Genomic DNA, 24,466 nt, shown 5'->3' on the forward strand with positions numbered 1-24,466 from the left:
GCAAAGGGTCAAGCAAAGTTCGCTAAGTTTTTCTCTCGCAGATTAGCAGATCTAAGAGATTTTGTTTTATCTGCCTAATCTGCAAAATCTGCGGGAAAACTATGCTACCACAAAGCTTTGCGAACTTTGCGGTAAAAAAACATCACGATTAAAGCCTAAAATCAAATTTCAGGCAGTATTTTTGCGTTCCATAAAAGCCACGAATTAATTCCGCATGACTAGAGAACATTATATTCCGTTTAATAAAGAATTTTTACTGGAACAGCAAATTGCTGCTTTTGCTGAAAATCCGCAAAAGGTCGATGATTTTAAGAAGCTGTTCGAAATTATCGAACACTATTACCATTACGAATCTTTTAATCTTAACCGAAATCTAAAACAGCATTATGCACTCTACGATCCAGATTTAAGCGAAAAGGAACGCGAACAGTTCATCAATAAAAGCAGTTTTCCCGTTTTTAAAGAAACCCTCTTAAAAGTTCTCGAACGCGGCAATTATTACAGAATTAATCAGGAAGCTTTAAACGACGCCTTTCATGAATCTGATTTGATCGGACTGAATCTTTCTATCGATTTTAATGCTTTTAAAGATTTCGAACTTTATGCGCGTGGGCATCACAAGGCAAAAGAAAAAGTCAAAAAATACTTTTTCTGGACCAAAGAAGTCGAAATTGAATATTATGACCGAGTGCTGATTTACCTCAATTACAGCGAAGCAGATTATTTCAAGAAAAAGAAAGTCAAATTAGGCAAAATGCCAATCGATCCAGGGTCTATTGCATTGAAAATCTTTAAACGTGTTCCTAAAAATGATCTTGAAACCATTTTCCCGAATGCCATTCCGAAAATGTCTCTTAAGGACAAATTGCTGCTTTGGGTTCCAGGTGTTTTTGGTGGACTTTCGTTATTAAGCGCCAAGGTAATTCCTGCTTTGATTAACATGTATGATGCTTATCAGACTGGCGAAACCATCGATTTGTTAAACAGTAAAACCTCTTTAAATCAAGGTTTAATTGCTCTTGGAATTTTAGGAGCCTATTGTTTCCGTCAATACAACAACTTCATAAATAAGAAAATCAGGTATTCTAAAACACTTTCTGACAGTTTGTATTTCAAAAATGTCGGGAACAATAGCGGTGCGTTTTATTCCTTATTAAATTCTTCGGAAGAAGAAGCTTTAAAAGAAACGATTCTGGCTTATACATTTTTACACGAAAGCGAAGATTCTTTAACAGCCGAAGAACTGGACCATCAAATTGAATCTTGGTTTAAAACCAAACTAAATACTGATTTGGATTTTGACGTAAACGACGCTTTATTAAAATTAAAAAGCATCGGTTTAGGAATAGAAAACAATGGAAAATGGAATGTGATTCCGATTAATGAAGCACTTATTGCAATTGATGAACTTTGGGATAATGTTTTTCAGTACAACCAGAAAGTTGATTCTCAAACAACCTAAAAGAAATTTTATTAGATTTATGCATCTAACCTTAAAACCACAAAAATGAGAACATTAGATCAATGGTTTGCAGAATATGCCGTAAGTCATCAGAACCCAACCAACAAAGCGATACATTACATTTGCGTACCTGCCATTTTCTTTTCTATCGTAGGTTTACTTATGAGTATTCCGAGCACGATTATCGCAAATATTTTACAATTAAATGCGCCAATTATTGAAAACTGGGCTTTCATGGTTCTGCTTCTTGTTCTGGTTTTCTATATCAGATTATCGATTTCTATGGCGCTAAAAATCGCTGTATTTTCCGGAATCTGTTTGGTTATCAATTATTATATCGGGCAAATTGTTCCGTTGTGGGCATTCTCAATAGGCGTTTTTGTTATTGCTTGGATCGGACAATTTTACGGACATAATATTGAAGGCAAAAAGCCTTCTTTCTTAAAAGATCTTCAGTTTTTATTAATTGGCCCTGCTTGGGTTGTTGAGAATTTGTTTTCTAGGAAATAAACAGTTAGTTTCCACAATAATACTGCATTATTGACGAACAATTAAACATAAGTATTCTCTTATTTTTAAAATAAAAATGTACTTTTGATATACCAAAAATAAAAATCATGTTAGAATTAATCTGGGGAATATTAAACGTTATACTGTTTTTAGGACTTCTTGTTTTTTGCGCAAAAAAAGCAGCTGAGATTCGTGCAAAAGTGGGTTTGTCGGTTGCCATTCTCTTTTCTTTTTTTGCTTTATCTTTTATCACAAGGCCAAGTAATGAAGAAAAAGATAAAAAATTTGAATTTGAAAATAGGGAAATCGAAAAACAATCTTCAAATCGCAATACTTATCTTTCAAAAATTACTCTTGAAGACGACTTATGCACAAAATTTCAATTGAATATAATTTGTGATGGTGAAAATGCTCGTTCAGCATTAATTCAGAGAACTGGATTTATAGGTGGTACAGAATGGTCTACACTCTATATTAATATCAATAAAACGGAAAGGGAAAAAACTTTTGAATATCAGATTGGAGGAACTAGAAAATGGAAAATTCTTGGTATTGAAATATATTCAGAGTATAAAGAATTTAGCGGAATGAACGAATTTAAGCCGCTTTCTAGTGTTCTTTAAATCCTAAATCAATTCTAAAAAAATAAAGGACAAGGAAGAATTTTTATCTTTTTTGTCCTTTTCATTTAAAAAGCATTTCTAAAGTTTAAAAATTCAACATATAAAATGAGAAAATTCTTCACAGTAATTACTTGCGTAATTTTACTTTCTTCATGTAAACAAACAGATAATAAAAGCGTTCAAAATAAAGAGACAACAAAGAAAGACAGCACCAAAGTCGAAAGTTCTACACAAACTGCACAATCAAATTCTGACTTGTTAGAGCAATTTTCTAAAAACAAAAATGAAGTTGTTCTCAAATTAAAATCATTGCCCAATAAAGAAGCTGGAAACGCACTATACGAAAAGTATATTGAAGCAAACAATACTTTGTTGGGACAGATAGCCGAAAAAGAATCTGGAATATTGGATAAATTTTACAATGAAGATGAAGCTGATAAAAAAGCAGTAAAGCTTTTGGGTGAGAATCTTAATAAGCATCAATTAGAGTTTTGGGAAATTGGGGAAGGATATGTCGAAATAGAGCCTCTACATGATTTTTATTATAGAATTTTCAAAGATTACGTAACGAGCGATTACAAAGATTATTTGTACTTAAAAAGTGAAGAAAACAAAACGCTATATTCTGCAGATGCTGGACTTGTAATCTCTTTTAAAGATCTAGGTGACAGAGTGATTTCTTGGGAAAATTTTATGACCAAATATCCTGATTCAAAATTAATTTCATCTGTAAAAGAAGAATACAAAAATTACCAAATGGATTATTTAGTTGGTCAAGACAATACTCCAACTGCCGAAAGAGCGACAGATGAAAAATATATTTATCCAGAAAACATTCAAGAATTTAACCGATTCATGAAAAAATATCCCAAAAGCCCAACCGTACCTCTAATTAATTTATTTATGGAGAACTTTAAGAGCGAGAGTATTTTCGATTTATTAAGAGCTGAACAGGATAAACTATAGATCTGAACCAGAAAAACATTTAACAACCAATAATCTAAATATGGAAAATAAAAACCAACCTATTACATTCGTCTTTTGGATAGTAGCCATCATTTTAGGCGTAACTTTATATAAGCAATTTGATTTTAAGAGTTTAAAATTTGAGAATCCAGCAATGGCTGTTATTTATGGTATTGTCTTTCTGTTTTCGGTTTACTATATTTTTAAAAATTCCGGAAAGAAGCAGTGAGATAAAAATCCTTATTTTTGAAAATAAAGACCGTCACGTTTATCACACTTCTATCCAGCTTGAGTTAATATTTCTGATGTGGTAATTGTAACTTAGTTAGTATCAGACGAAATCCAAAATGGATAAAAGATAATCAAAAAAATGCAGAATGGAATTGAATTTTAAAGATTTCCCTTTACTAACTACCGAAAGATTAATATTAAGAAATATTGAAAACACGGATGCTGTTTTGATTCATAAATTACATTCTGATGCAATTGTAAATGCGTTTGTTGGAAGAGCCAATTCGTCAAGCTTAAAAAATGCAGAAGAATACATAGTTAAAATGCAAAATTTAATAGCGAAAAATGAATGTATTTATTGGGTCATAACGGAAAAAGGAAATAACAACCTAATTGGTTCAGTTTGTTTATGGAATTTTGATATTGAAAATAAAATTGTAGAAATAGGATATGAACTATTGAGTGAATTTCAAGGAAAAGGAATAATGTCCGAAGCAATCAAAAAAATTATAGAATATACGTTTCAAAAAATAAAAGCAAAAACAATAACTGCTTTTCCATCTTCTGACAATATTAATTCTGTATCAATATTAAAAAAATTGAACTTTGAATTGGAGGATAAAAAATATAATAATACCCATGAGAATATAAAAAATCTGGTAACTTATACTTTAAGAAATAGTCCAATTAATAACTAGACGAAAATAAATCTCCTAAACTTTTGTAACTGAATCAATGTTTTTATACCATATTTTCAGTTAATATAAAATACTAAATTTTATAGCACTAAAACCACATTTAGAATCAATGCGTTTTGCAAAACAATTTTTAACACTACTGATATGAAGAAAATACTCATTATAATTTTTTCAATATTTACATTATCAGTTTTCGCTCAAGAAAAAACGGTTTCTGACTTCAAAAATGATTTTGAAAAAATTGTAAAATCTGATTTAACTGAAGAAAAACTAAATAAATTATTTCAGGAATACCCATTAATTTTAACTCCCCATAGTGATAATACTCGATTGTTTGAGTCTTTGAAAGGAACTGACTTTAATAATTATTCAATGCTAAATTTTAAAAATGAAAACCTTTATAAATCAAATATTGATAATTTATTGAATTCCCAAAATTCATACAATCGAATTCTCGCCTACTTATTAGTTGCATCAACAAATGACAAATCCAAGGAAAACGATCTTTTAGTAAAAATAAAAACAGAAAAAGAAAAAGGAAATTTAATTTGGTCAGGAATGGCTTTATTAAGTTTGAAAACGAACCATACTGATGAATTATTTGATTTTCTAGTAAAAAATGAAAACTTTGGAGATGCACATATGTTTCCAATGTACATACAATTGGACAAAGACTCAATTAAACAAACTGCTTATCGAAAATTAAATTTAGACAATGATAAGGCAAAAGTCCTTGCCATTCAAAGTCTTTCTAAAACATCCAACGATTTGCAAACAGAAAAAATTGTAAAAAACGCAGTTGCAACTTGGGATATTAATTTAAAAGGTTATGCCATATATACAGTTAAAGAATTACAAATGGGAAATCTTTTGGAATTACTCAAACCTCTCATTGAAAATGACAAAACAAAAAGAATTTCTTTAGAAGCTCTCGCAAATAGTCCAACTCAAAAAGACAGAGAATATTTGATTTCTTTAGTGGATAAAACCAAAATGGATGAAGATATTTTAGAGGCACTTTTCAATTCAAAAAACATTGATAACCTGAAGTTATGGCTTTCAATAATCGAGAACAATACTAAACCTGAAAATTATTATTTTTTGCATTTAAACAACCTTTATTAGGAAGTGATGAAATTTTAGAAAACTTGCAAACAGCATTGAAAAACACAAAAGACACAGAGACACTTGGAGAACTTGTAAGGGCTTTGAATGGTAGAACTGACAATACAAGTATTGACATAATGCTATCCCTACTTAAACATCAGAGTTCATCAGTTCGCTATTGGACTGCTCTTACTTTGGAAAATAATCCAAGTCCAGCACTTAAAACTAAAGAAAATCAAAAACTAATTAAAAAAGGGCTTGAAGACGGAAATAACCCCGATTAATAATATTCTTGAACAACAATAGTTTGGCAAAATGAAGGAGTTATGCATAATTTGAAAATGGTTTTATACTTAGAATGTTTAGGCTAATTTTAAATAATTGACACAAAAAAACTTGGTGAGCTTCTAACCAAAATTACTTGCAAAAAGGGAAACTCTCTAAAACACAAAATCAAATAAGGGTTTTCGAACCATAAAAAAGCCTGAGAATGTATATTCTCAGGCTTTTTAAATTTTATAGTGACCCCGGAGGGGTTCGAACCCCCAACCCTCAGAGCCGAAATCTGATATTCTATCCAGTTGAACTACGAGGTCAGTTTATTTATGATTTTAGATTATAGATTTTAGATTGCTGATTGGAATCTAAAATCTACAGTCTAAAATCTAAAAATATATTTACGAAAGTAATTTTTTCACAATTGTAGAAATGGTTTTTCCTTCAGCAGTTCCGCCTAATTGAGCAGATGCTAATCCCATTACTTTTCCCATTGAAGCAATTCCAGAAGCTCCTGTTTCAGCAATGATTTTTGCCACTACAGCTTCTACTTCTTCTTCACTTAATTGCGCTGGTAAAAACTTCTCGATTACAGCAACTTGAGCCAATTCTGGTTCTGCCAAATCTGGACGGTTTTGCTCTGTAAAGATTCTTGCGCTTTCTTTACGGGTTTTAACCAATCTTTGAAGCAATTTAATCTCATCTTCTTCAGACAAATCTTCTTTAGATCCTGAAGCCGTTGAAGCCAACAATAATTCAGATTTAACAGCTCTTAAAGCTTCTAAAGCGACTGTATCTTTTGCTTTCATGGCGTTTTTGATTTCGTCCATGATTAGTGTTTGTAAACTCATGTTTATATTTTTATTAGAATAAGCTAACGCTTATTAATTGATGTATTAATTTGACCCTTCGACTTCGCTCAGGGTGACAATCAGATTCACTTTAAAAACCTATTTAGGAAGTCAAATTTTGAAATTCTGTGCGAAGATAAAAAAAATAACCCGAAAATTAAATCCAATTTTCGGGTTACCCAATATTATGATTCTAAAAATTAATCTACGTTATCGTGCAAAAATGAATTGTTTGAACGTAATTGTAAATCATTATTACTGTCTGTTCCAACAGAGATTCTAGAATTTGTATTATTAGACTGAGAATTAGACAAATCTATTCCTAATCTTTTGTAAGCTGGCTCTTTTTCCAACTCATCGATTCTAGAAACATTGTTATGAAATTTGTAGTTAAATTCTTTTAGTTTCTTTCTTCTTTCTTCTGCTCTTAAACGCAATGTTTCTTCAATAGTCAATTCTAAAGGAGAAACTTCAGAAGTTGTCGTAATATCTGGCTGACTTGCAAAATCTACTCTTGGTTTCAAAGTAATGTTTAATTCCTCAGGAATTGTATCTTCAACTACTTTTTCAACTGGTTTAGAAGCCAATAAATCATTTTCAACTTCCATGTACTCTTCTAGAGAATATTTAATGATTCCGTTATCTGAAACTTCAGTTACAGGAACAAATTGTACTGGATCGTTTACTTTAATATCACGAGTTTCATTTGTCAATTCAAACAGCACTCTGTTATCTTCAACAACTGGCTCTCTTCTTACTGGCTCTTGTTTAAACAACGGAAGATCAAAAGAGAATGTTGTTTGTTCTTCTCTTTCAAAAACTCTTTGCTGCTGCACTGGCTGTTGTTGTACTTGTTGAACAACTGGTGTTTCAGGAGATGAAATTGTAAAATCGATATCTGTAATTGGCGAAACGATTTCGAAAGTCACATCTAGATTTTTGATAAACTCAGACATCACCACCAACTCTTCCTGATTGATTGCTGGAGCAACAGCTTGTGCAGTTGGAGTAAAGGTTTCGTCATCATCCATCAAATCAAAAACAACTTTATCTTCCACTTTCGCTGTCGGTGTATCAACAGTTAAGTCGAAAGAAGCAAGTGGTTTATTCGTTAAATTATGAACACTTCTCTGCTCATCTTCTAACGTATGAATGATTTTCTTTGGTTCTGTATTTACAATTTCATTTTGTTGTTCTACATCAAATCCTGTAGCGATAATAGTTACAGCAATGGCTTCACCAAGAGTTTCGTCTTCACCAACTCCCATGATAATATTGGCATTGTAGCCCGCTTCAGCTTGAATATGATCGTTGATTTCTCCAATTTCATCCAAAGTAATCTCATTGGTTCCAGAAACGATAAGCAACAATACGTTTTTGGCACCCGTAATTTTATTGTCATTTAGCAATGGAGAATCTAATGCTGAAACAATAGCATCTTTAGCTCTGTTTTCGCCTTCTGCTACAGAAGATCCCATAATCGCAGTTCCGCTGTTTGCTAAAACAGTTTTTGCATCACGTAAATCGATATTTTGAGTATAGTGGTGCGTAATTACTTCGGCAATACCTCTAGAGGCAGTTGCCAAAACTTCATCCGCTTTAGAGAATCCTGCTTTAAAACCAAGATTTCCGTATACTTCTCTTAATTTATTATTGTTGATTACAATTAAAGAATCTACCTGCTTACGCAATTTCTCGATTCCAATAACTGCTTGCTCTTGACGCACTTTTCCTTCAAACTGAAAAGGAATTGTCACGATACCAACTGTTAATATTTCTCTTTCTTTTGCTAATTGAGCAATTACCGGAGCTGCACCAGTTCCAGTTCCTCCACCCATACCAGCAGTAATGAATACCATCTTAGTATTTTTATCCAACATTTTTTCAATATCCGAAATACTTTCGATAGCCGACTGCTGTCCAACGTCTGGGTTTGCTCCTGCTCCTAATCCTTCAGTTAAATTAACTCCTAACTGAATCTTATTGGGTACTGAACTATTTTGAAGCGCTTGCGAATCGGTATTACAAACGATGAAATCTACGCCTTTAATACCTTGTTTGAACATGTGGTTTATTGCGTTACTTCCGCCCCCACCTACACCTATTACTTTGATTACATTTGATTGATTTTTTGGTAAATCAAATGAAATACTTCCAAATTCTGAGTTGCTCATCATCTTTTTGGTTTTTTGAAATTCTTATTAAGTACATTTTTTACTTCTTGACTTGGGGCAAGAAATAATCCTTCTCTTTTTATTATTCTGCGTTGTCTAAAAATTCTTTGATTTTATCGACATATCGATCAAAAAATGATCTTCTTATTTTGGTTTCAGTAGATTCATTTTTAGGCACCTTTTGACTTACGGTTTCTCTAGGCTCTTCAATGGTTTCTACTTTCTCAACGTAGTTTTCTTCAACTTCGTATCGCTGTACTGGAGGAGCAGTTCTGTAAACAACTTTTGGCTGTTCTTTAACCAGTTCCATTCTAACAGCACTTTGCGAACTGTTTTCTATACTGTTCATTACTAATCCTACTGCCGTTGCAAATAACGGGCTAGAGATTTCTTCACTAGAGTTTCCTGCCAAATGCTCGTTCGGATAACCAATTCTAGTATCCATTCCTGTAATGTATTCTACCAGCTGTTTGATGTGCTTTAATTGTGCACCTCCACCTGTTAATACAATTCCAGCGATTAATTTTTTACGAGGATCTTCATGTCCATAAGCTTTAATCTCTGCAAAAACCTGTTCTACAATTTCCACAACTCTTGCATGGATGATTTTAGATAAGTTTTTAAGCGAAATCTCTTTTGGTTCTCTTCCTCTTAAACCTGGGATAGAAACGATCTCATTGTCTTTATTTTCTCCTGGCCAAGCAGATCCGAATTTTATTTTTAAAAGCTCAGCTTGTTTTTCAATAATTGAACAGCCTTCTTTGATATCATCTGTAATTACATTTCCTCCAAAAGGAATTACTGCAGTATGACGAATGATGCCATCTTTGAAAATAGCCAAATCTGTTGTTCCGCCCCCGATATCGATAAGCGCAACACCAGCTTCTTTTTCTTCTTGGCTTAAAACAGCATCAGCCGAAGCTAATGGTTCTAATGTCAATCCAGATAATTCAATTCCTGAACTCTGGATACATCTTCCAACGTTTCTGATTGAAGAAGCCTGACCAACTACAACGTGAAAACTAGATTCTAATCTTCCGCCGTACATTCCGATTGGTTCTTTTATTTCAGATTGCCCATCGATTTTGAATTCTTGCGGTAAAACGTGAATAATTTCTTCTCCCGGTAACATCGCCAATTTATTCACCTGATCGATTAGGAGCTGAATATCTTTTTCGCCAATTACTTCTTCTGGATTGTTTCTGCTGATGTAATCGGTATGTTGGATACTTCTGATGTGCTGTCCGGCAATACCCACAACCACATCTTTTATTTTATATCCTGAATTATTTTCTGCTTCGAGAATCGCTTGCTGTATCGATTGTATCGTCTGCGTAATGTTGTTTACTACTCCTCTGGCAACACCCAAGCTTTTGGATTTGCCAATGCCCAAAATCTCCAACTTACCATATTCATTTTTTTTGCCAATCATGGCAACGATTTTGGTTGTTCCAATATCTAGACCTACTGCAATGTTATCTTTTTCCATTTTCTATTATTTAGTGCAAACTACTTGTTCCGTAAACCTAAGGTCAATTTTTTTGTATTTGTATAACGAACTATCTAAAACTGCTTTTTGAAAGAAGGCTTTATAGTTTCTAAATTTCTTATCAACATTCATCGTTCTGCCAAAATCTATGAAGTAATCATAGTTACGATTAAACATTTTTAAGCTTCCATTCGGCATAATCTCTATAGCAATGATGTTTTTTTTCAAAAACGCATCGTCATAAATTGTGCGAAATAAAGCTGCTAAATCTTCGTTATTTTTTTCATTTATTGCCCCTGAAACAAGAGGAACTCGCGCAGTGAAATTGTCCGACAAGGGCATTTTATTACCCTCATAGTCAATATAAAAAGAAGCGCCGCCATCATAAACTCTTGCTATGGGCGTCTTCTGTTTTACTACTGCTTTTAGAACTCCATCAATACTTACAAAAACATTTGACTTCTCAATCATGTCTTGCGTATCGAGGGTTTTCTCTATCTTATTCAAATCTACTTCATCTTTTCTAATACTGGAAGCGTCTCTTTTATTTTCTATCAACAATTTATTAACCGTTTCTGGCTTCACAAAAAGCGTATTTTCTCCTACAAAAACGACCATCGATTTTTTCAATTTTCTATCGCCATTTCGATGCTGTGCGAAGGAATATAAAAACAAAACCAGTCCGAAAATAAGTACTAATCTTATATTTGTCCAATTAAATATTTTCATTTAAAATCTTTTTAATTGAAGGAACCATTTCTCCCAGATCACCAGCTCCAATTGTTACAATAATAGGTGCATCACTGGCTTTGATTTCACCTAATAAATCTTCTTTTGCAACAATTTTTTTGTTCGAATTTGTCATTTTACCCAAAAGCCACTCAGAAGTCACTCCTTCCATCGGAAGCTCTCTTGCAGGATAAATATCCATCAAAAACACTTCATCAAACTGCGATAAGCTTTCTGCAAATCCGTCAACAAAATCTCTTGTTCTGCTGAATAAATGCGGTTGGAAAATTGCCAAAACTTTACGCCCTGGATACAATTCCCTAACTGCCTGATGAACAGCATTTATTTCTGTCGGATGATGCGCATAATCATCAATATATACTAAATTTTCGCTCTTAATCTGATACGAAAAACGTCTTCTAATTCCGTTGAATGAAGCAATGGCTTTTGCAATAGAATCGGTCGGGGTGCCGTAAGTTTTAGCCATCGCAATAGCCATCAATCCATTCATTAAATTGTGTTTTCCAGGCAGTCCGAAACGTAAATCCTTCATGATTTCTGACGGCGTTTGCACGTCAAAAACATAAGCCCCATCTTCAATACGAACATTATAAGCCTTATATACAGCATCTTCATTTATAGCACATTGAACACCGTCTAAAGGCAATTCTTTGGTTATAAAAAGATTATTTTTATCTTCAACTTTGGCAGCAAATTCTCTAAACGAAGCCTGAATAGCATCGCTAGTTCCATAGATATCCAAATGATCAGCATCCATAGAAGTAACACAAGCAATATTGGGATGCAAATGCAGGAATGATCTATCAAATTCATCTGCTTCTACAACTGTCACAGTTTTTCCGCTTCCTATTAGATTTGAATTATAGTTTTCTACAATTCCTCCAATAAAAGCTGTTACATCTGCACCACTTTGAAATAAAATATGCCCAAGAATACTTGATGTTGTTGTTTTTCCGTGTGTTCCAGCAACTGCAAAGCAGAAAGTATCTTTAGTAATGATTCCTAAAACTTCAGCACGTTTTTTAACCTCGTAATTTCTTTCAATAAAATAATTCCACTCAGAATGTGTTTTTGGAACCGCTGGCGTATAAATCACCAATGTGTTCTCTACATAATAATCTTTTGGAATTAAGTTTATATCATCTTCAAAATGAATATCAATACCACTTTCAATCAATTCATTAGTCAGCATAGAAGGTGTTTTATCGTAGCCTGAAACTTTCTTTCCAATAAACTTGAAATAACGAGCCAGGGCACTCATTCCGATACCGCCGATACCAATAAAATAAACGTTTTGTATTTGATTTAAATTCATTTTTATTTGCTTTAAGCATTAAGCTATAGGCTTTAAGCCCTCGCCTATATTTTACTTTTTAATTAACTTCACAATCTCCGCTACAATATCTTGTGTAGCTTTTGGTTTGGCCAGTTTTTTAATATTATCACTTAGCTGTTTTTGTTTTCCGTGATCTTTCAGCAGCGCTTCAAAAACAATGCTAAACTGGCTGTCAAGCTCAGATTCTTTCAACAAAATCGCACCTTTTGCATCTACAATTGCCTGCGCATTTTTAGTTTGGTGATCCTCAGCTACATTAGGTGACGGAATAAAAATCACTGGTTTTCCAACAATGCATAATTCTGACACCGACGAAGCGCCTGCACGTGAAATTATGACATCTGATGCTGCGTAAACGAAATCCATTCTTTCAATAAAATCAACCACTTTTACATTTGGCTGATTGTATTTTTTATATTCTTCAAAATATAATTTCCCGCATTGCCAGATTACCTGTACATCTTGAGAAAGAAAATTTTGCAATTCTTTTTCGATTAACTGATTAATTCTTCTTGCTCCTAAACTTCCACCTAAAACCAGCAATGTTTTCTTATTCGGATCTAAACCATAGAAAGCAACTGCTTCGTCACGTTTGCTCTCAATATCAATTAAATCCTGACGAACTGGATTTCCAGTTAAAACAATTTTCTCTTTTGGGAAAAAACGCTCCAAATTTTGATACGCTACACAAATTGCATTTGCTTTTTTGCTCAACAATTTGTTTGTAATTCCCGGATAAGAATTTTGTTCTTGAACAACCGTTGGTATTCCTGCCGAACCTGCCGCTTGCAATAAAGGTCCGCTGGCGAAACCTCCCGTACCAATTACTACATTTGGCTTGAACTTTTTAATTATTCTTTTTGACTCCAATAAACTGCTTGCCAATTTTAGCGGAAACATTAAGTTTTGTAAAGTCAATTTTCGTTGTAATCCTGCGATCCACAGACCTTTTATTTCGTAACCTGCCTGAGGCACCTTTTGCATTTCCATTTTATCTTTGGCACCTACAAAAAGAAATTCTGCATCAGGAAATTGTAATTTTAATTCATTTGCAATCGCAATTGCAGGATAGATATGCCCTCCTGTTCCTCCTCCGCTAAGTATGAATTTATACTTTGTCATCTTTCTAAAAATTACAACTTTTTAAAAACTTTTTATATTCTAATCTTATTTGTTTAAAACCGCATTCATCGGATTTCTTGAATTATCTTCAATGGAATACAAAGCTTCTTCTTCGTAAATCTCTTCTTTTTCATCAACTGGCAAATCATCTTCTGCCAATTCTTTATCTATTAATCTTTGAAGCGCTTCTTTTCTTCTTGCTTTTTCTTCTTGTTCTTCAGCAATTTCTTCTTCTTTTTTGGTTACGCTAATGATAATTCCGAGAGAGAAACAAGTCATCCAAATTGAACTACCTCCAGAACTTATTAGCGGAAGCGTCTGCCCTGTTACCGGCAATAATTCTACTGCAACCGCCATATTAATCATCGCCTGAAATATCATCGGAAATCCGAGACCGACGACGACTAGTTTTCCAAATAACGTATTGGCTTTATGCGAAGCGATAACAAATCGGAACAACAATAACAAGTAAAGAACCAATATTGCAACTCCGCCAACTAAACCATACTCTTCTACTACAATTGCATAGATAAAATCTGAAGATGATTGTGGCAAGAAATTTTTCTGAACACTTTTTCCCGGCCCTAATCCGCCTAATCTTCCTGATGCAATTGCAATTTTTGCTTTTTCAATCTGATAATCATCTTCATCTGGCTTATCTGTTGTAAAGTTCATAATACGACTTTCCCACGTTGAAACCCTGCTGAAGAATCTTGAATCTGGAAATGCTTTTGCTACCAAAAGGAAAAAAGCCAACATTGCAATTCCCGATCCGATGATAAAAGCAATATATTTTAAAGGATATTTACCAATGAACGTAAGCATCATTACCATTGAAAATATCAACGCTGTGGTTGAAAAATTGGCTGGTAATATTAATGCCAAAGTGATAAATACAGGAATCCAAAGCTGAATAAACGAGGTTTGGAACGGCTCATTTTCTTCTTTGGTTTTCGACAAATAACGTGCAACGTAAATAAACAATACGCTTGCCGCTAAAGTCGAAGTTTGAAACGTAATTCCTATGAACGGCACCTGAATCCAACGGCTTGCATTTGCTCCCGCAATTACAGTCCCTTTCAATAAAGTATACAGTAATAATAACCAAACCACTGGAAGCGCAATTTTTGAAATTGCTCTGAAATAATGGTACGGCACTTTATGAACCCAATAAATAATCAAGAAACCAATACAAACATGAGCTAAATGTTTTATCAAATACCCCAATGTATTCCCAGTCCCATGACCTATATAGGCTAAATTGCTACTCGCACTAAAAACAGGCATAAACGAAAACAACGCCAATAGGGCCACGAATGACCATATTACTCTATCTCCTTTTAGTTTATTTACCAGTTCCTTCATTGTAGATTTCTGATTTTAGATTTTAGATTATTTTCCAAAATCTTCGATTTTATTTATTGATTCTTTTATTTACTGTTTTTAAACTGCTGACAAAAATGGCTGTTAATTCATTTGCTTCCTTTAACATTGTCTCCAATTCTTCTTTTGCAATCCACATTTTTTCTTTAATAATCTCCAACCAAAACAAAGTTTCATCTGCTTCTTCTAAGACTATATTCATTTTAGCAATAAATTCTCTATCGCTTCTGGCTCGACAAACTGCTCTATAATTTGCTCCAACAGATGTCCCACTTCTTACTATTTGATTAGTTATTGATCTAATCACATTTGTACTTGGCATTTTTTCAGCCAATTCAATTATCATTAAAGAGAACTTTTTGATCCTCATTTTCATTTCATCTGTCGTCATAATCAAAAAGAACTTATTTTAATTCAAAGATTAGGAACAATCTAAAATCTGAACTCTAAAATCTAAAATTACAAATTGTGAACCGCTTGTTTGAATTGTTTTCCACGGTCTTCGTAGTTTTCGAATAAATCGAAACTTGCGCAGGCTGGAGACAATAAAACGACATCGCCTTTTTCTGTTAATCTCTGAGCAGTTTTTACTGCATCATTCATATTATTTACTTCAACCATAATATCAACAACGTTTCCAAAAGCATCGATAATTTTGCGGTTATCAATTCCAAGGCAGATAATAGCTTTTACTTTTTCGCGTACTAATGACATTAACTCGTTGTAGTCATTTCCTTTATCAACACCTCCAACAATCCACACGGTTGGCGCATTCATACTATCCAAAGCAAAGAAAGTAGCATTTACGTTTGTTGCTTTTGAATCGTTGATATATTGAACGTTTTGTATTTTCAATACTTTTTCTAAACGGTGCTCAACACCTTGGAAATTAGATAGACTTTCACGGATTGTTGCATTTCTAATTTGCATCAATTTAGCTACAGAGCTTGCTGCCATGGCGTTTTTCATATTATGTTTTCCTTCTAACGCAATGTGTTCTGTATCCATTGTAAACTCTTCTTGGTTGATCTTTATTTCCATTTTGTTGTTATTTATAGAAGCCCCTTCATCAAATTTTTTCGTCAATGAAAAAGGAATTAATTTTGCTTTTGTTTTGTTCTTTTTTAACCATTCTGTACTTGCTTCATCATCTGCATCGTAAATGAGATAATCGTTTTCAGTCTGGTTCATCGTTATTCGGAACTTCGAATTGATATAATTTTCATATTTATACTCATATCGATCTAAATGGTCTGGACTAATATTGGTTATTATCGCAATATCGGGTCTGTAATTTATTATTCCGTCTAACTGAAAACTGCTTAATTCAAGAACGTATGCGTCATATTTGTTTTCTGCAACCTGCCACGCGAAACTTTTTCCAATATTTCCGCCCAATCCTACATTTAATCCTGCATATTTAAGCAAGTGATGCGTGAGCATTGTGGTGGTCGTTTTACCATTACTTCCCGTAATTCCGATGGTCATTGCTTCTGTGTAAGGTATTGCAAATTCGATTTCCGAAATCACCTTTACTCCCGCTGCAACCAGCTTTTTTACTATCGGAGATTTATCTGGAATTCCTGGGCTTTTCATCACCACATCTGCATTTAGAATTAAATCTTCTGTATGCTGCTCCTCTTCCCAGGCTATTTTATTAATGATAAGAACTTCTTTATAACTCTCTTTTATTTTTCCAAAATCGGACACAAAAACATCATATCCTTGTTTCTTACCGAGGATCGCGGTTCCTACTCCGCTTTCTCCTCCTCCAAGTACTACTAGCCTCATCTATCTTAATTTTAAAGTGATGATTGACAATATGGCTAACATTACGGCAACAATCCAGAAACGGGTCACGATTTTACTTTCGTGATATCCCTTTTTCTGATAATGATGATGAAGCGGAGACATCAGGAAAATTCTTCGTCCTTCGCCAAAACGCTTCTTCGTATATTTAAAATAAGTTACCTGAATAATTACTGAAGCACTTTCTGCCAAGAAAATTCCACAGAATAAAACAATCAATATTTCTTTACGAACTGCAATTGCCAAGACTGCAATGATTCCCCCAATAGTCAAACTTCCTGTATCTCCCATAAAAACCGATGCTGGGAATGAGTTGTACCAAAGAAATCCAATCAACGCTCCTACAAAGGCCGATATAAAGACTGTCATTTCTCCCGAATTGGGGATATACATAATATTCAGATAATTTGAGAATATGATATTACCAGAAACGAATGTGAATATCCCGAGCGCGAGGACGGAAATTGCCGAGGTCCCTGCGGCGAGTCCATCGATTCCATCTGTTAAATTTGCTCCGTTTGAAACTGCGGTGATAATAAAAATTACAACTGGAATAAATACCAACCAAGCCCATTTCTCATATCCATCTCCCATGAAAGACAATACTTCGGCATAATCAAATTCGTTATTTTTTACGAAAGGAATTGTAGTTGCTGTAGACTTTTCTTCAACTCCTGCAGGTACAATAACTGTCGAATTTGCTGCAGTTTTAAATACATCTGTACGGCCTGTATCTGTTCTTACTGTAACGGCAGGATTAAAATAAAGAACTGCACCAACAATAATCCCAAGACCAACTTGACCAATAACTTTAAAAATTCCTTTTAAACCTTGCTTATCTTTTTTGAATATTTTGATATAATCATCAACAAAACCAATTGTTCCCATCCACAATGTTGTTACAATCAGCAAAACAATGTAGATGTTGTGCAGTCTTGCAAATAACAAAACAGGAACTAGTGTCGCGAAAATGATAATCAGCCCACCCATTGTTGGAGTACCTGCTTTCTCATTCTGACCTGCAAGACCTAGCTCTCGAACTGTTTCACCTACTTGCTGGCGACGCAAAAAGTTAATTACTCTTTTACCGTAAATGGTAGACAGAAGCAACGAAAGCATAAATGCCAAAGCTGACCTAAATGTGATATACTGGAAAACTCCTGTTCCAGGAAGATCCAATGTTTTATCAAAATATTCAAATAAATAGTACAGCATATTTTCTTATTTTTTTAAATTCCAATCTCGAATTAAATTCCAATTTTTTAAAACCCAAAATCCAAAGTTTATTGGGATTTGGAATTTCCTTTTTCTTATTTATTTAGTTGTTCTAATATTTCTTTTACCGTTTCCATATCATCAAAATGATGACGAACACCGCTTATTTCCTGATAAGTTTCGTGTCCTTTTCCAGCAATTAGAATGATATCTTTTGCTTGAGCCAATTGACAAGCTGTTTTAATTGCCTGTTTTCTATCTGTAATTCTCAGCATTTTTTTATAGTTGTGTGGCTCAACTCCCTGTTCCATTTCATCCAGAATAACTTCTGGATCTTCATTTCTTGGATTATCCGAAGTCAAAACCGCTTTATCACTCAAATCTGAAGCAATTTTTGCCATAATCGGACGTTTTGTTCTGTCGCGATTTCCTCCGCAGCCTACTACAGTAATTAACTGTTCGTTTTTAGTGCGAATATCATTTATCGTTTTCAAAACATTTTCCAATGCATCTGGCGTATGTGCATAATCTACAACAGCCGTAATCCCACCATCTGAAACAATGTATTGAAAACGACCCGAAACACTCTCTAAATCAGACAGTAATCGTAACGCTTCTAAACTATCAATCCCTAACTCTACCGCAGTTCCGTAAATAGCCAAAACATTATATGCGTTGAAAGTACCAATCAGTTTTACCCAAACTTCATTGTCATTAATTTTTAATAATAATCCAGACAATTGGCTTTCCAAAATCTGAGCTCTATAATCTGCATATGATTTTAAAGCATAAGTCAGTTTTTTAGCAGCTGTATTTTGCAACATTACCGAACCATTTTTGTCATCGATGTTAGATAACACAAAAGCTGATTTTGGAAGTGAGTCGAAAAATGATTTTTTAACATCTCTATATTCAGCAAACGTTGGGTGGTAATCTAAATGATCATGCGAAAGATTCGTGAAAATTCCACCTACAAAATGCAACGCTTCTGTACGTTTCTGGTGAATTCCGTGCGAACTTACCTCCATAAAACAATGTGTAACTCCAGCTTCAACCATTTCATTTAAATAATGGTTAATAGTCAGAGAATCTGGCGTTGTATGCGTTGCAGGATATTCGGTTTTATCAACTACAATTTTGACAGTAGACAACAAGCCAACTTTAAAACCCGCTTTTTCAAACAATTGAAATAACAATGACGCAATTGTCGTTTTTCCGTTTGTACCTGTTACGCCAACCAATTTTAGTTTTGCAGAAGGATCTCCAAAATAATTAGCCGCCATAAAAGCCAAAGCCGCATTGGTATCTTTTACCTGAATATACGTTACATCATTAGCCGTATTTACAGGAAGCGTATCGCAAATAATTGCTTTTGCTCCAAGCTCGATTGCTTTCTCTATATAATTATGTCCATCTGAAAGCGAACCTCTGATTGCCACAAAAACATCATTTGTTTCAACTTTACGTGAATCAAATTCAATTTTCTGAATAGCCACATCTGTTGACCCTTTTACAGATTCAATAGCTACTTTATATAATATGTCTTTTAATACTTTCACGATAATTCTAATACAATTGTTGTGTTTTTGCTTATACTAGTTCCAGCTTGAATCGATTGATTTTTTACTTTCCCTATTCCATTTACTTTTACTTTCAAACCTAAATTTTCCAGCAAAGCAATCGCGTCCATTCCTGGCATTCCTTTTAAATTCGGAATCTGATTCAATTTTTTATTAGCCTCAGCCGTATATTTATCATAACTAGCATCCTGTTTTGGAATTCTAGTATCTAATTTTTTAATTTTATTTGTCGAAGGTGCATCCGTAAAAATCTTTTGTGCGATTCTTTTAAAAACTGGTCCTGCAACGTCTGCTCCGTAATAATTATTCTTAGCTGTATTCGGTTTATGAACTACCACAATACAAGAATATTTCGGGTGATCAGCCGGAAAATATCCCACAAATGAAGAAGCATAATACAAGGCTGATTTTCCTTCTTTCCCTCCATAATTCATTTGAGCTGTTCCTGTCTTTCCTGCCATCGAAAAATCCTTCGAATACAATTTAGAACCTGTCCCTTTCTTTACCACATTAAGCAATACCGCCTTCACTTTCTTTAATGTTTCTGGCGAACAAACTCTCGGATTTATAACTTCAACATCAAATTTCTTGATGGTTTTGTTCCATTCCTTAATTTCAGATACAAACTGCGGTTTTACCATTACACCATCATTTGCAATTGAATTATACAATGCCAAAGTTTGCATTGGTGTAACCGAAACGTTATAACCAAAAGCCATCCACGGAAGCGTAGTTCCTGACCAATGCTTGTCTCCTGGCTGAGGAATATATGGTCTTCCTTCTCCTTTAAAATGCAATCCCAATGTCTTGTTTAATCCATAACTGTTGATATGGTTAACAAACTTTGAAGGGTTATTTTTGTAATTATCATAAACCGCTTGAACCATTACAGTGTTTGACGAAAGTTCAAATCCACGTGCTAATGAAACTTTTCCATAACCTCCATTATGCGAGTCACGAACCGATCTTCCATAATATTTGACTACACCGTTATGGCTGTCATAAACCGTACTTGTATCTGCCACTTTATCTTCTAAAATCGCCATTAAGTCAACTAGCTTGAAAGTTGATCCAGGTTCATGAGATTCGGCAATAGCATAATTTGTCGTTTCATAATACGATCCGTCTTCTGCTCTTCCTAAATTTGAAATTGCTTTTACATGACCTGTTTGTGTCTCCATTACTACCACACAACCATGATCTGCTTCGTAATCTTCTAATTGTTTCAACAAAGCATGATGTGCAATATCCTGAATGAAAACATCTATAGTTGAGATCACATCGTAACCATCAATTGGATCTACTTCATTAACATCACGAATTGGTTTCCACTGCCCTTTTGCAATCTTCTGCTTTAGAATTTTGCCGTCTTTTCCGTTCAGATAACTTTTGAAAGCCCACTCAATTCCTTTCCCTACCTCTACTCCAGTCGCAGGATCAATTCGATCATAACCAATCGTTCTTTCAGCAATTTTCCCTATCGGATGCTTTCTAACTGTTTCTTGCTCAACAATAATCCCTCCTTTAAAAGCTCCTAGATTGAATAATGGAAAACTTTTTATTTTTACATATTCGGTATAGCTCAGCTTACGAGCTATCAAATAATAACGGTTTTTATTTTCGCGCGCTTTTCGCAGTTCTTTCTGAAAATAGCTACTTGGCTTATCTAAAACTGTTGCCAAAGAATCTGACAATGGTTTTACATACTTTTCGAAAGTTTCTGTTTTTGGCGCTTTGGCATCAAAACGAATTTCATAATTCGGGATCGATGTTGCCAGTAAACTTCCGTCAGCAGAGTAAATATTTCCTTTATTGGCAGGAATCACAAAGTTTCTCACCGTACGTTGTTTAGCCAGTTTTCTGTAATAATCTCCTTCAACCCATTGAATATTGGTTAATTTAACAACAATAGCAATTGCCATCAAAAAGATGAAAACTGCTACGAGGTAAATTCTGTAGGATATATGTTTATCGTCTACTGCCATATTCTTTTAAAGAAACTTTTTTCTTCTTCTTTTGTAACTTCTATTTTTACTGGAGGAACCGTCGACGGAAAAATTTGTTTTTCTAACATTTTATCCGAGATGGTTGACTCCATTTTTAACTTCATCAATTCTGAACGTCGATCAACAAATTCAGATCTCAATTCTTTTACTTCATTATTTAATTTGGCGATTTCAAAAACCTTTTGTTCATATCGCTGTGTATTGGCAATCATCAAAATGGCCAGCAAAATGATAAAGACAATAAATCGCCAATTTTTTACTGCATCTTCATGGATCAGGAATCTTGCTTTTAATATGCTAAATACGCCACTTTTCATTATTTCCTACCTTAATATATATTATAGCTTTTCTGCGACTCTTAATTTGGCACTTCTTGCTCTATTATTAATCTTAATTTCTTCATCATCTGGAACAATCAGTTTTCCGATAGTTTTAAATGGAACTGAAAAGTTTCCGTAAAAATCTCTTTCTGGTTCTCCTTCAAACATTCCGTTTTTAATAAATCTTTTTACCAAACGATCTTCTAAAGAATGATACGAGATTACTGAAAATCTTCCTCCTGGTTTTAAAATCTCCAATGACTGCTCTATAAATTCTTTTAGAACATCCATTTCTTGGTTAACTTCGATTCTGATTGCCTGATAAATCTGAGCCAATACTTTATTTCGAACTTTTTCTGGCAAGAATCTTTTCAAAACTTCTTTCAACTCTTCGGTTGTTTTGATTGGATAATCTTTTCTTGCCTCAACGATTGTTCTTGCTAAAACCGGTGCATTTTTCAACTCCCCATAATCAAAAAAAACACGACGTAAATCCTGTTCTTCATATTCGTTAACCACTCGATAAGCATTTAAATCATTTCTTTGACTCATCCGCATATCTAACTCGGCATCAAATCTTGTTGAAAAGCCTCTTTCAGGAACATCAAACTGATGTGATGAAACTCCCAAATCTGCCAAGATTCCGTCTACCGCTTTTACTCCGTGAAAACGTAAAAATCTTTTTATGAATCTAAAATTCTCATTTATAAGAGTAAACCTTTCGTCTGGCAATGCATTAGCAAGCGCATCTTCGTCTTGATCAAATGCAAACAGCCTTCCGTTTGGCCCCAATCTTCTTAAAATCTCTTTTGAATGACCACCGCCTCCAAACGTAACATCTACATACACACCATCAGGTTTAATATTTAAACCATCTACTGTTGGATGAAGCAAAACCGGATTATGATATTCCATCTTCGTCGTCATTAATATTTCCCATTACTTCTTCGGCTAAATCTGCAAAATCCATATCTTCGCCGCTTATTGATTTTTCGTATAAATCTTTATCCCAAATCTCAACTATATTAACTGCAGATGAAAAAACCACATCTTTAGAAATGCTTGCAAAAGTCACTAAGTCTTTTGGTACAAGTAATCTTCCCAATGCATCAACCTCAACCACTTTAACACCAGCAGTAAACCTTCTAATGAAATCGTTGTTCTTTTTTACAAAGCGATTAAGCTTATTGATTTTTTTCATCATCGCATCCCATTCTACCATAGGATACAACTCTAAACACGGCTGAAAAACAGAGCGCTTCAAAACAAATCCGTCTTGAAGAGAAGCAGTCAATTGCTTTTTTAAAGGAGCAGGCATCATTAGCCTTCCTTTAGCATCGACTTTACACTCATATGTTCCAACAATTGTGTTCAAAAAAACTAGTTAACATGTTATACAGCAAAAATATAAAAAATATTACCACATTTTACCACTTTATACCACTTTGTTAATAAGTTTAACCACTTTACTACCACTTTTCATAATCAACAATCAATCAATACCTTAACTATTAATTAACGGATTCTCAAATACGCTAATCATTCAAAAAAATAATGCGCTAATTTTCTTAAAAAATTGATTATAATGCATGTTTCTTAACATTTGAATATTTTGCGAAATATGCATTTAATTACTGATTTTTAACCATTTACAAATTCTACTCAAATTATCTAGTTAAAAAATGGCATCAAAAATTCATTTTTGTTGAATTAACCCTATATTTGTCGAAATTGAAATTGGCATTAGATTAGATGGACAAACACTATAAAAAAGAAGGCAAATACAGCTATTTTGAAGCTGGAGAAGGAACTCCGATCGTTATTCTGCATGGTTTAATGGGAGGTCTTAGTAACTTTGATGGTGTAGCACAATATTTCCCAACGAAAGGATATAAAGTTGTTATCCCAGATTTGCCAATATATACTCAAAGCATTTTAAAAACGAACGTAAAAAGTTTTGCGAAATACGTAAAAGACTTTATCACTTTTAAAGGTTTTGACAAAGTTATTCTTCTAGGAAATTCGCTAGGCGGACACATTGCTTTGTATCACACAAAACTTTATCCAGAAAAAGTTGCCGGACTTGTAATCACAGGAAGTTCTGGACTTTACGAAAGCGCAATGGGAGACAGTTACCCACGAAGAGGCGATTATGAATACATCAAAACAAAAGCTGAAGCTGTATTCTATGACCCAAAAATTGCAACTCCTGAATTGATTGATGAAGTTTACGCAACGGCTAACGATCGCATCAAATTAATTAAAACTTTAACCATTGCAAAAAGTGCAATCCGCCATAATATGGCTAAAGATTTGCCAAAAATGGACGTTGAAACTTGCATTATTTGGGGAAGAAACGACTCTGTAACACCTCCAAATGTAGCAGAAGAATTTGACAAATTACTACCCAATTCAACTTTATACTGGATTGACAAATGCGGTCACGCAGCAATGATGGAGCATCCTCAGGAATTTAATGAAATTCTTGAAAAATGGCTTATTGAAAAGAAATTATAGCCGTTAAAATTTATTTTTTAGGAGGTTTTAAAACGAAGGAA

23 protein-coding genes and 1 tRNA gene are annotated in these 24,466 nt (G+C 34.0%); 8 read left to right on the forward strand and 16 right to left on the reverse strand.

The window, feature by feature from the left end; translation table 11 throughout:
• Positions 1–214 precede the first annotated feature (214 nt).
• The 7 genes from BB050_RS03870 (at position 215) to BB050_RS03905 (ending at position 5,881) form a co-directional block, all read left to right on the forward strand.
• Complete coding sequence (locus BB050_RS03870) at positions 215–1,462, forward strand: TMEM143 family protein (RefSeq protein ID WP_008467128.1); 1,248 nt, start codon at positions 215–217, stop codon at positions 1,460–1,462.
• Between the two features lie 45 nt (positions 1,463–1,507).
• Positions 1,508–1,972: an Mpo1 family 2-hydroxy fatty acid dioxygenase gene (locus BB050_RS03875; RefSeq protein WP_066032683.1), complete on the forward strand. Its 465-nt coding sequence runs from the start codon at positions 1,508–1,510 to the stop codon at positions 1,970–1,972.
• A gap of 107 nt (positions 1,973–2,079) precedes the next feature.
• Positions 2,080–2,595 carry a hypothetical protein gene (locus BB050_RS03880; protein WP_066032684.1) on the forward strand — a complete coding sequence of 172 codons (516 nt, stop codon included), beginning with the start codon at positions 2,080–2,082 and terminating at the stop codon, positions 2,593–2,595.
• Between the two features lie 105 nt (positions 2,596–2,700).
• Positions 2,701–3,561 carry a tol-pal system YbgF family protein gene (locus BB050_RS03885; protein WP_066032685.1) on the forward strand — a complete coding sequence of 287 codons (861 nt, stop codon included), beginning with the start codon at positions 2,701–2,703 and terminating at the stop codon, positions 3,559–3,561.
• A gap of 377 nt (positions 3,562–3,938) precedes the next feature.
• The gene (locus BB050_RS03895) at positions 3,939–4,490 is read left to right on the forward strand and encodes a GNAT family N-acetyltransferase (protein WP_066032687.1); all 552 of its coding nucleotides are present in this window, start codon (positions 3,939–3,941) and stop codon (positions 4,488–4,490) included.
• A gap of 144 nt (positions 4,491–4,634) precedes the next feature.
• A complete protein-coding gene (locus BB050_RS03900) occupies positions 4,635–5,615 on the forward strand; it encodes a hypothetical protein (RefSeq protein ID WP_066032688.1) in 981 nt (326 codons plus the stop codon).
• A gap of 23 nt (positions 5,616–5,638) precedes the next feature.
• Positions 5,639–5,881: a HEAT repeat domain-containing protein gene (locus tag BB050_RS03905; protein ID WP_066032689.1), complete on the forward strand. Its 243-nt coding sequence runs from the start codon at positions 5,639–5,641 to the stop codon at positions 5,879–5,881.
• A 238-nt stretch (positions 5,882–6,119) separates the two neighbouring features.
• Here BB050_RS03905 and BB050_RS03910 read toward each other — a convergent pair.
• The 16 genes from BB050_RS03910 to BB050_RS03985 all read right to left on the reverse strand — a co-directional run bounded on the left by BB050_RS03910 (position 6,120) and on the right by BB050_RS03985 (position 23,283).
• Positions 6,120–6,193: transfer RNA gene (locus BB050_RS03910), tRNA-Arg, on the reverse strand.
• An 81-nt stretch (positions 6,194–6,274) separates the two neighbouring features.
• Complete coding sequence (locus tag BB050_RS03915; protein ID WP_066032690.1) at positions 6,275–6,724, reverse strand: GatB/YqeY domain-containing protein; 450 nt, start codon at positions 6,722–6,724, stop codon at positions 6,275–6,277.
• 200 nt (positions 6,725–6,924) lie between these two features.
• Entirely contained in the window at positions 6,925–8,901 is a 1,977-nt protein-coding gene (gene ftsZ / locus BB050_RS03920; RefSeq protein ID WP_066032691.1) for a cell division protein FtsZ, read from the reverse strand.
• A 79-nt stretch (positions 8,902–8,980) separates the two neighbouring features.
• The gene (gene ftsA, locus BB050_RS03925; protein WP_008467141.1) at positions 8,981–10,387 is read right to left on the reverse strand and encodes a cell division protein FtsA; all 1,407 of its coding nucleotides are present in this window, start codon (positions 10,385–10,387) and stop codon (positions 8,981–8,983) included.
• Between the two features lie 6 nt (positions 10,388–10,393).
• On the reverse strand, positions 10,394–11,116 hold the full coding sequence (locus BB050_RS03930; RefSeq protein ID WP_066032692.1) for a cell division protein FtsQ/DivIB: 723 nt from the start codon (positions 11,114–11,116) through the stop codon (positions 10,394–10,396).
• Entirely contained in the window at positions 11,103–12,452 is a 1,350-nt protein-coding gene (gene murC, locus BB050_RS03935) for a UDP-N-acetylmuramate--L-alanine ligase (RefSeq protein ID WP_066032693.1), read from the reverse strand. The genes BB050_RS03930 and murC overlap by 14 nt, the downstream gene beginning before the upstream one ends.
• A 51-nt stretch (positions 12,453–12,503) precedes the next feature.
• Positions 12,504–13,595 carry an undecaprenyldiphospho-muramoylpentapeptide beta-N-acetylglucosaminyltransferase gene (murG, locus tag BB050_RS03940; protein ID WP_066032694.1) on the reverse strand — a complete coding sequence of 364 codons (1,092 nt, stop codon included), beginning with the start codon at positions 13,593–13,595 and terminating at the stop codon, positions 12,504–12,506.
• 45 nt (positions 13,596–13,640) lie between these two features.
• Entirely contained in the window at positions 13,641–14,960 is a 1,320-nt protein-coding gene (locus BB050_RS03945; RefSeq protein WP_008467149.1) for an FtsW/RodA/SpoVE family cell cycle protein, read from the reverse strand.
• Positions 14,961–15,009: 49 nt separating this feature from the next.
• On the reverse strand, positions 15,010–15,324 hold the full coding sequence (locus BB050_RS03950) for a four helix bundle protein (RefSeq protein WP_008467150.1): 315 nt from the start codon (positions 15,322–15,324) through the stop codon (positions 15,010–15,012).
• A 113-nt stretch (positions 15,325–15,437) separates the two neighbouring features.
• On the reverse strand, positions 15,438–16,769 hold the full coding sequence (gene murD / locus BB050_RS03955; protein WP_008467152.1) for a UDP-N-acetylmuramoyl-L-alanine--D-glutamate ligase: 1,332 nt from the start codon (positions 16,767–16,769) through the stop codon (positions 15,438–15,440).
• Positions 16,770–18,002, reverse strand: a complete 1,233-nt coding sequence (gene mraY / locus BB050_RS03960) for a phospho-N-acetylmuramoyl-pentapeptide-transferase (protein WP_008467153.1) — start codon at positions 18,000–18,002, stop codon at positions 16,770–16,772.
• A 95-nt stretch (positions 18,003–18,097) separates the two neighbouring features.
• A complete protein-coding gene (locus tag BB050_RS03965) occupies positions 18,098–19,561 on the reverse strand; it encodes a UDP-N-acetylmuramoyl-L-alanyl-D-glutamate--2,6-diaminopimelate ligase (protein WP_066032696.1) in 1,464 nt (487 codons plus the stop codon).
• Positions 19,558–21,567: a penicillin-binding protein gene (locus BB050_RS03970; protein WP_008467158.1), complete on the reverse strand. Its 2,010-nt coding sequence runs from the start codon at positions 21,565–21,567 to the stop codon at positions 19,558–19,560. The genes BB050_RS03965 and BB050_RS03970 overlap by 4 nt, the downstream gene beginning before the upstream one ends.
• Positions 21,558–21,905 carry an FtsL-like putative cell division protein gene (locus tag BB050_RS03975; RefSeq protein ID WP_066032697.1) on the reverse strand — a complete coding sequence of 116 codons (348 nt, stop codon included), beginning with the start codon at positions 21,903–21,905 and terminating at the stop codon, positions 21,558–21,560. Before BB050_RS03975 ends, BB050_RS03970 begins: the two co-directional genes overlap by 10 nt.
• A gap of 21 nt (positions 21,906–21,926) precedes the next feature.
• Complete coding sequence (gene rsmH / locus BB050_RS03980) at positions 21,927–22,835, reverse strand: 16S rRNA (cytosine(1402)-N(4))-methyltransferase RsmH (RefSeq protein ID WP_192811813.1); 909 nt, start codon at positions 22,833–22,835, stop codon at positions 21,927–21,929.
• Positions 22,810–23,283: a division/cell wall cluster transcriptional repressor MraZ gene (locus tag BB050_RS03985; protein WP_035691746.1), complete on the reverse strand. Its 474-nt coding sequence runs from the start codon at positions 23,281–23,283 to the stop codon at positions 22,810–22,812. Before BB050_RS03985 ends, rsmH begins: the two co-directional genes overlap by 26 nt.
• Before the next feature lie 377 nt (positions 23,284–23,660).
• On the opposite strand from BB050_RS03985, the gene BB050_RS03990 reads away from it, so the two are divergent.
• Entirely contained in the window at positions 23,661–24,425 is a 765-nt protein-coding gene (locus BB050_RS03990) for an alpha/beta fold hydrolase (RefSeq protein WP_008467162.1), read from the forward strand.
• The last annotated feature ends 41 nt before the right edge of the window (positions 24,426–24,466 follow it).

It is taken from the genome of Flavobacterium anhuiense (genome assembly GCF_001705175.1).
GTDB lineage: Bacteria > Bacteroidota > Bacteroidia > Flavobacteriales > Flavobacteriaceae > Flavobacterium > Flavobacterium anhuiense.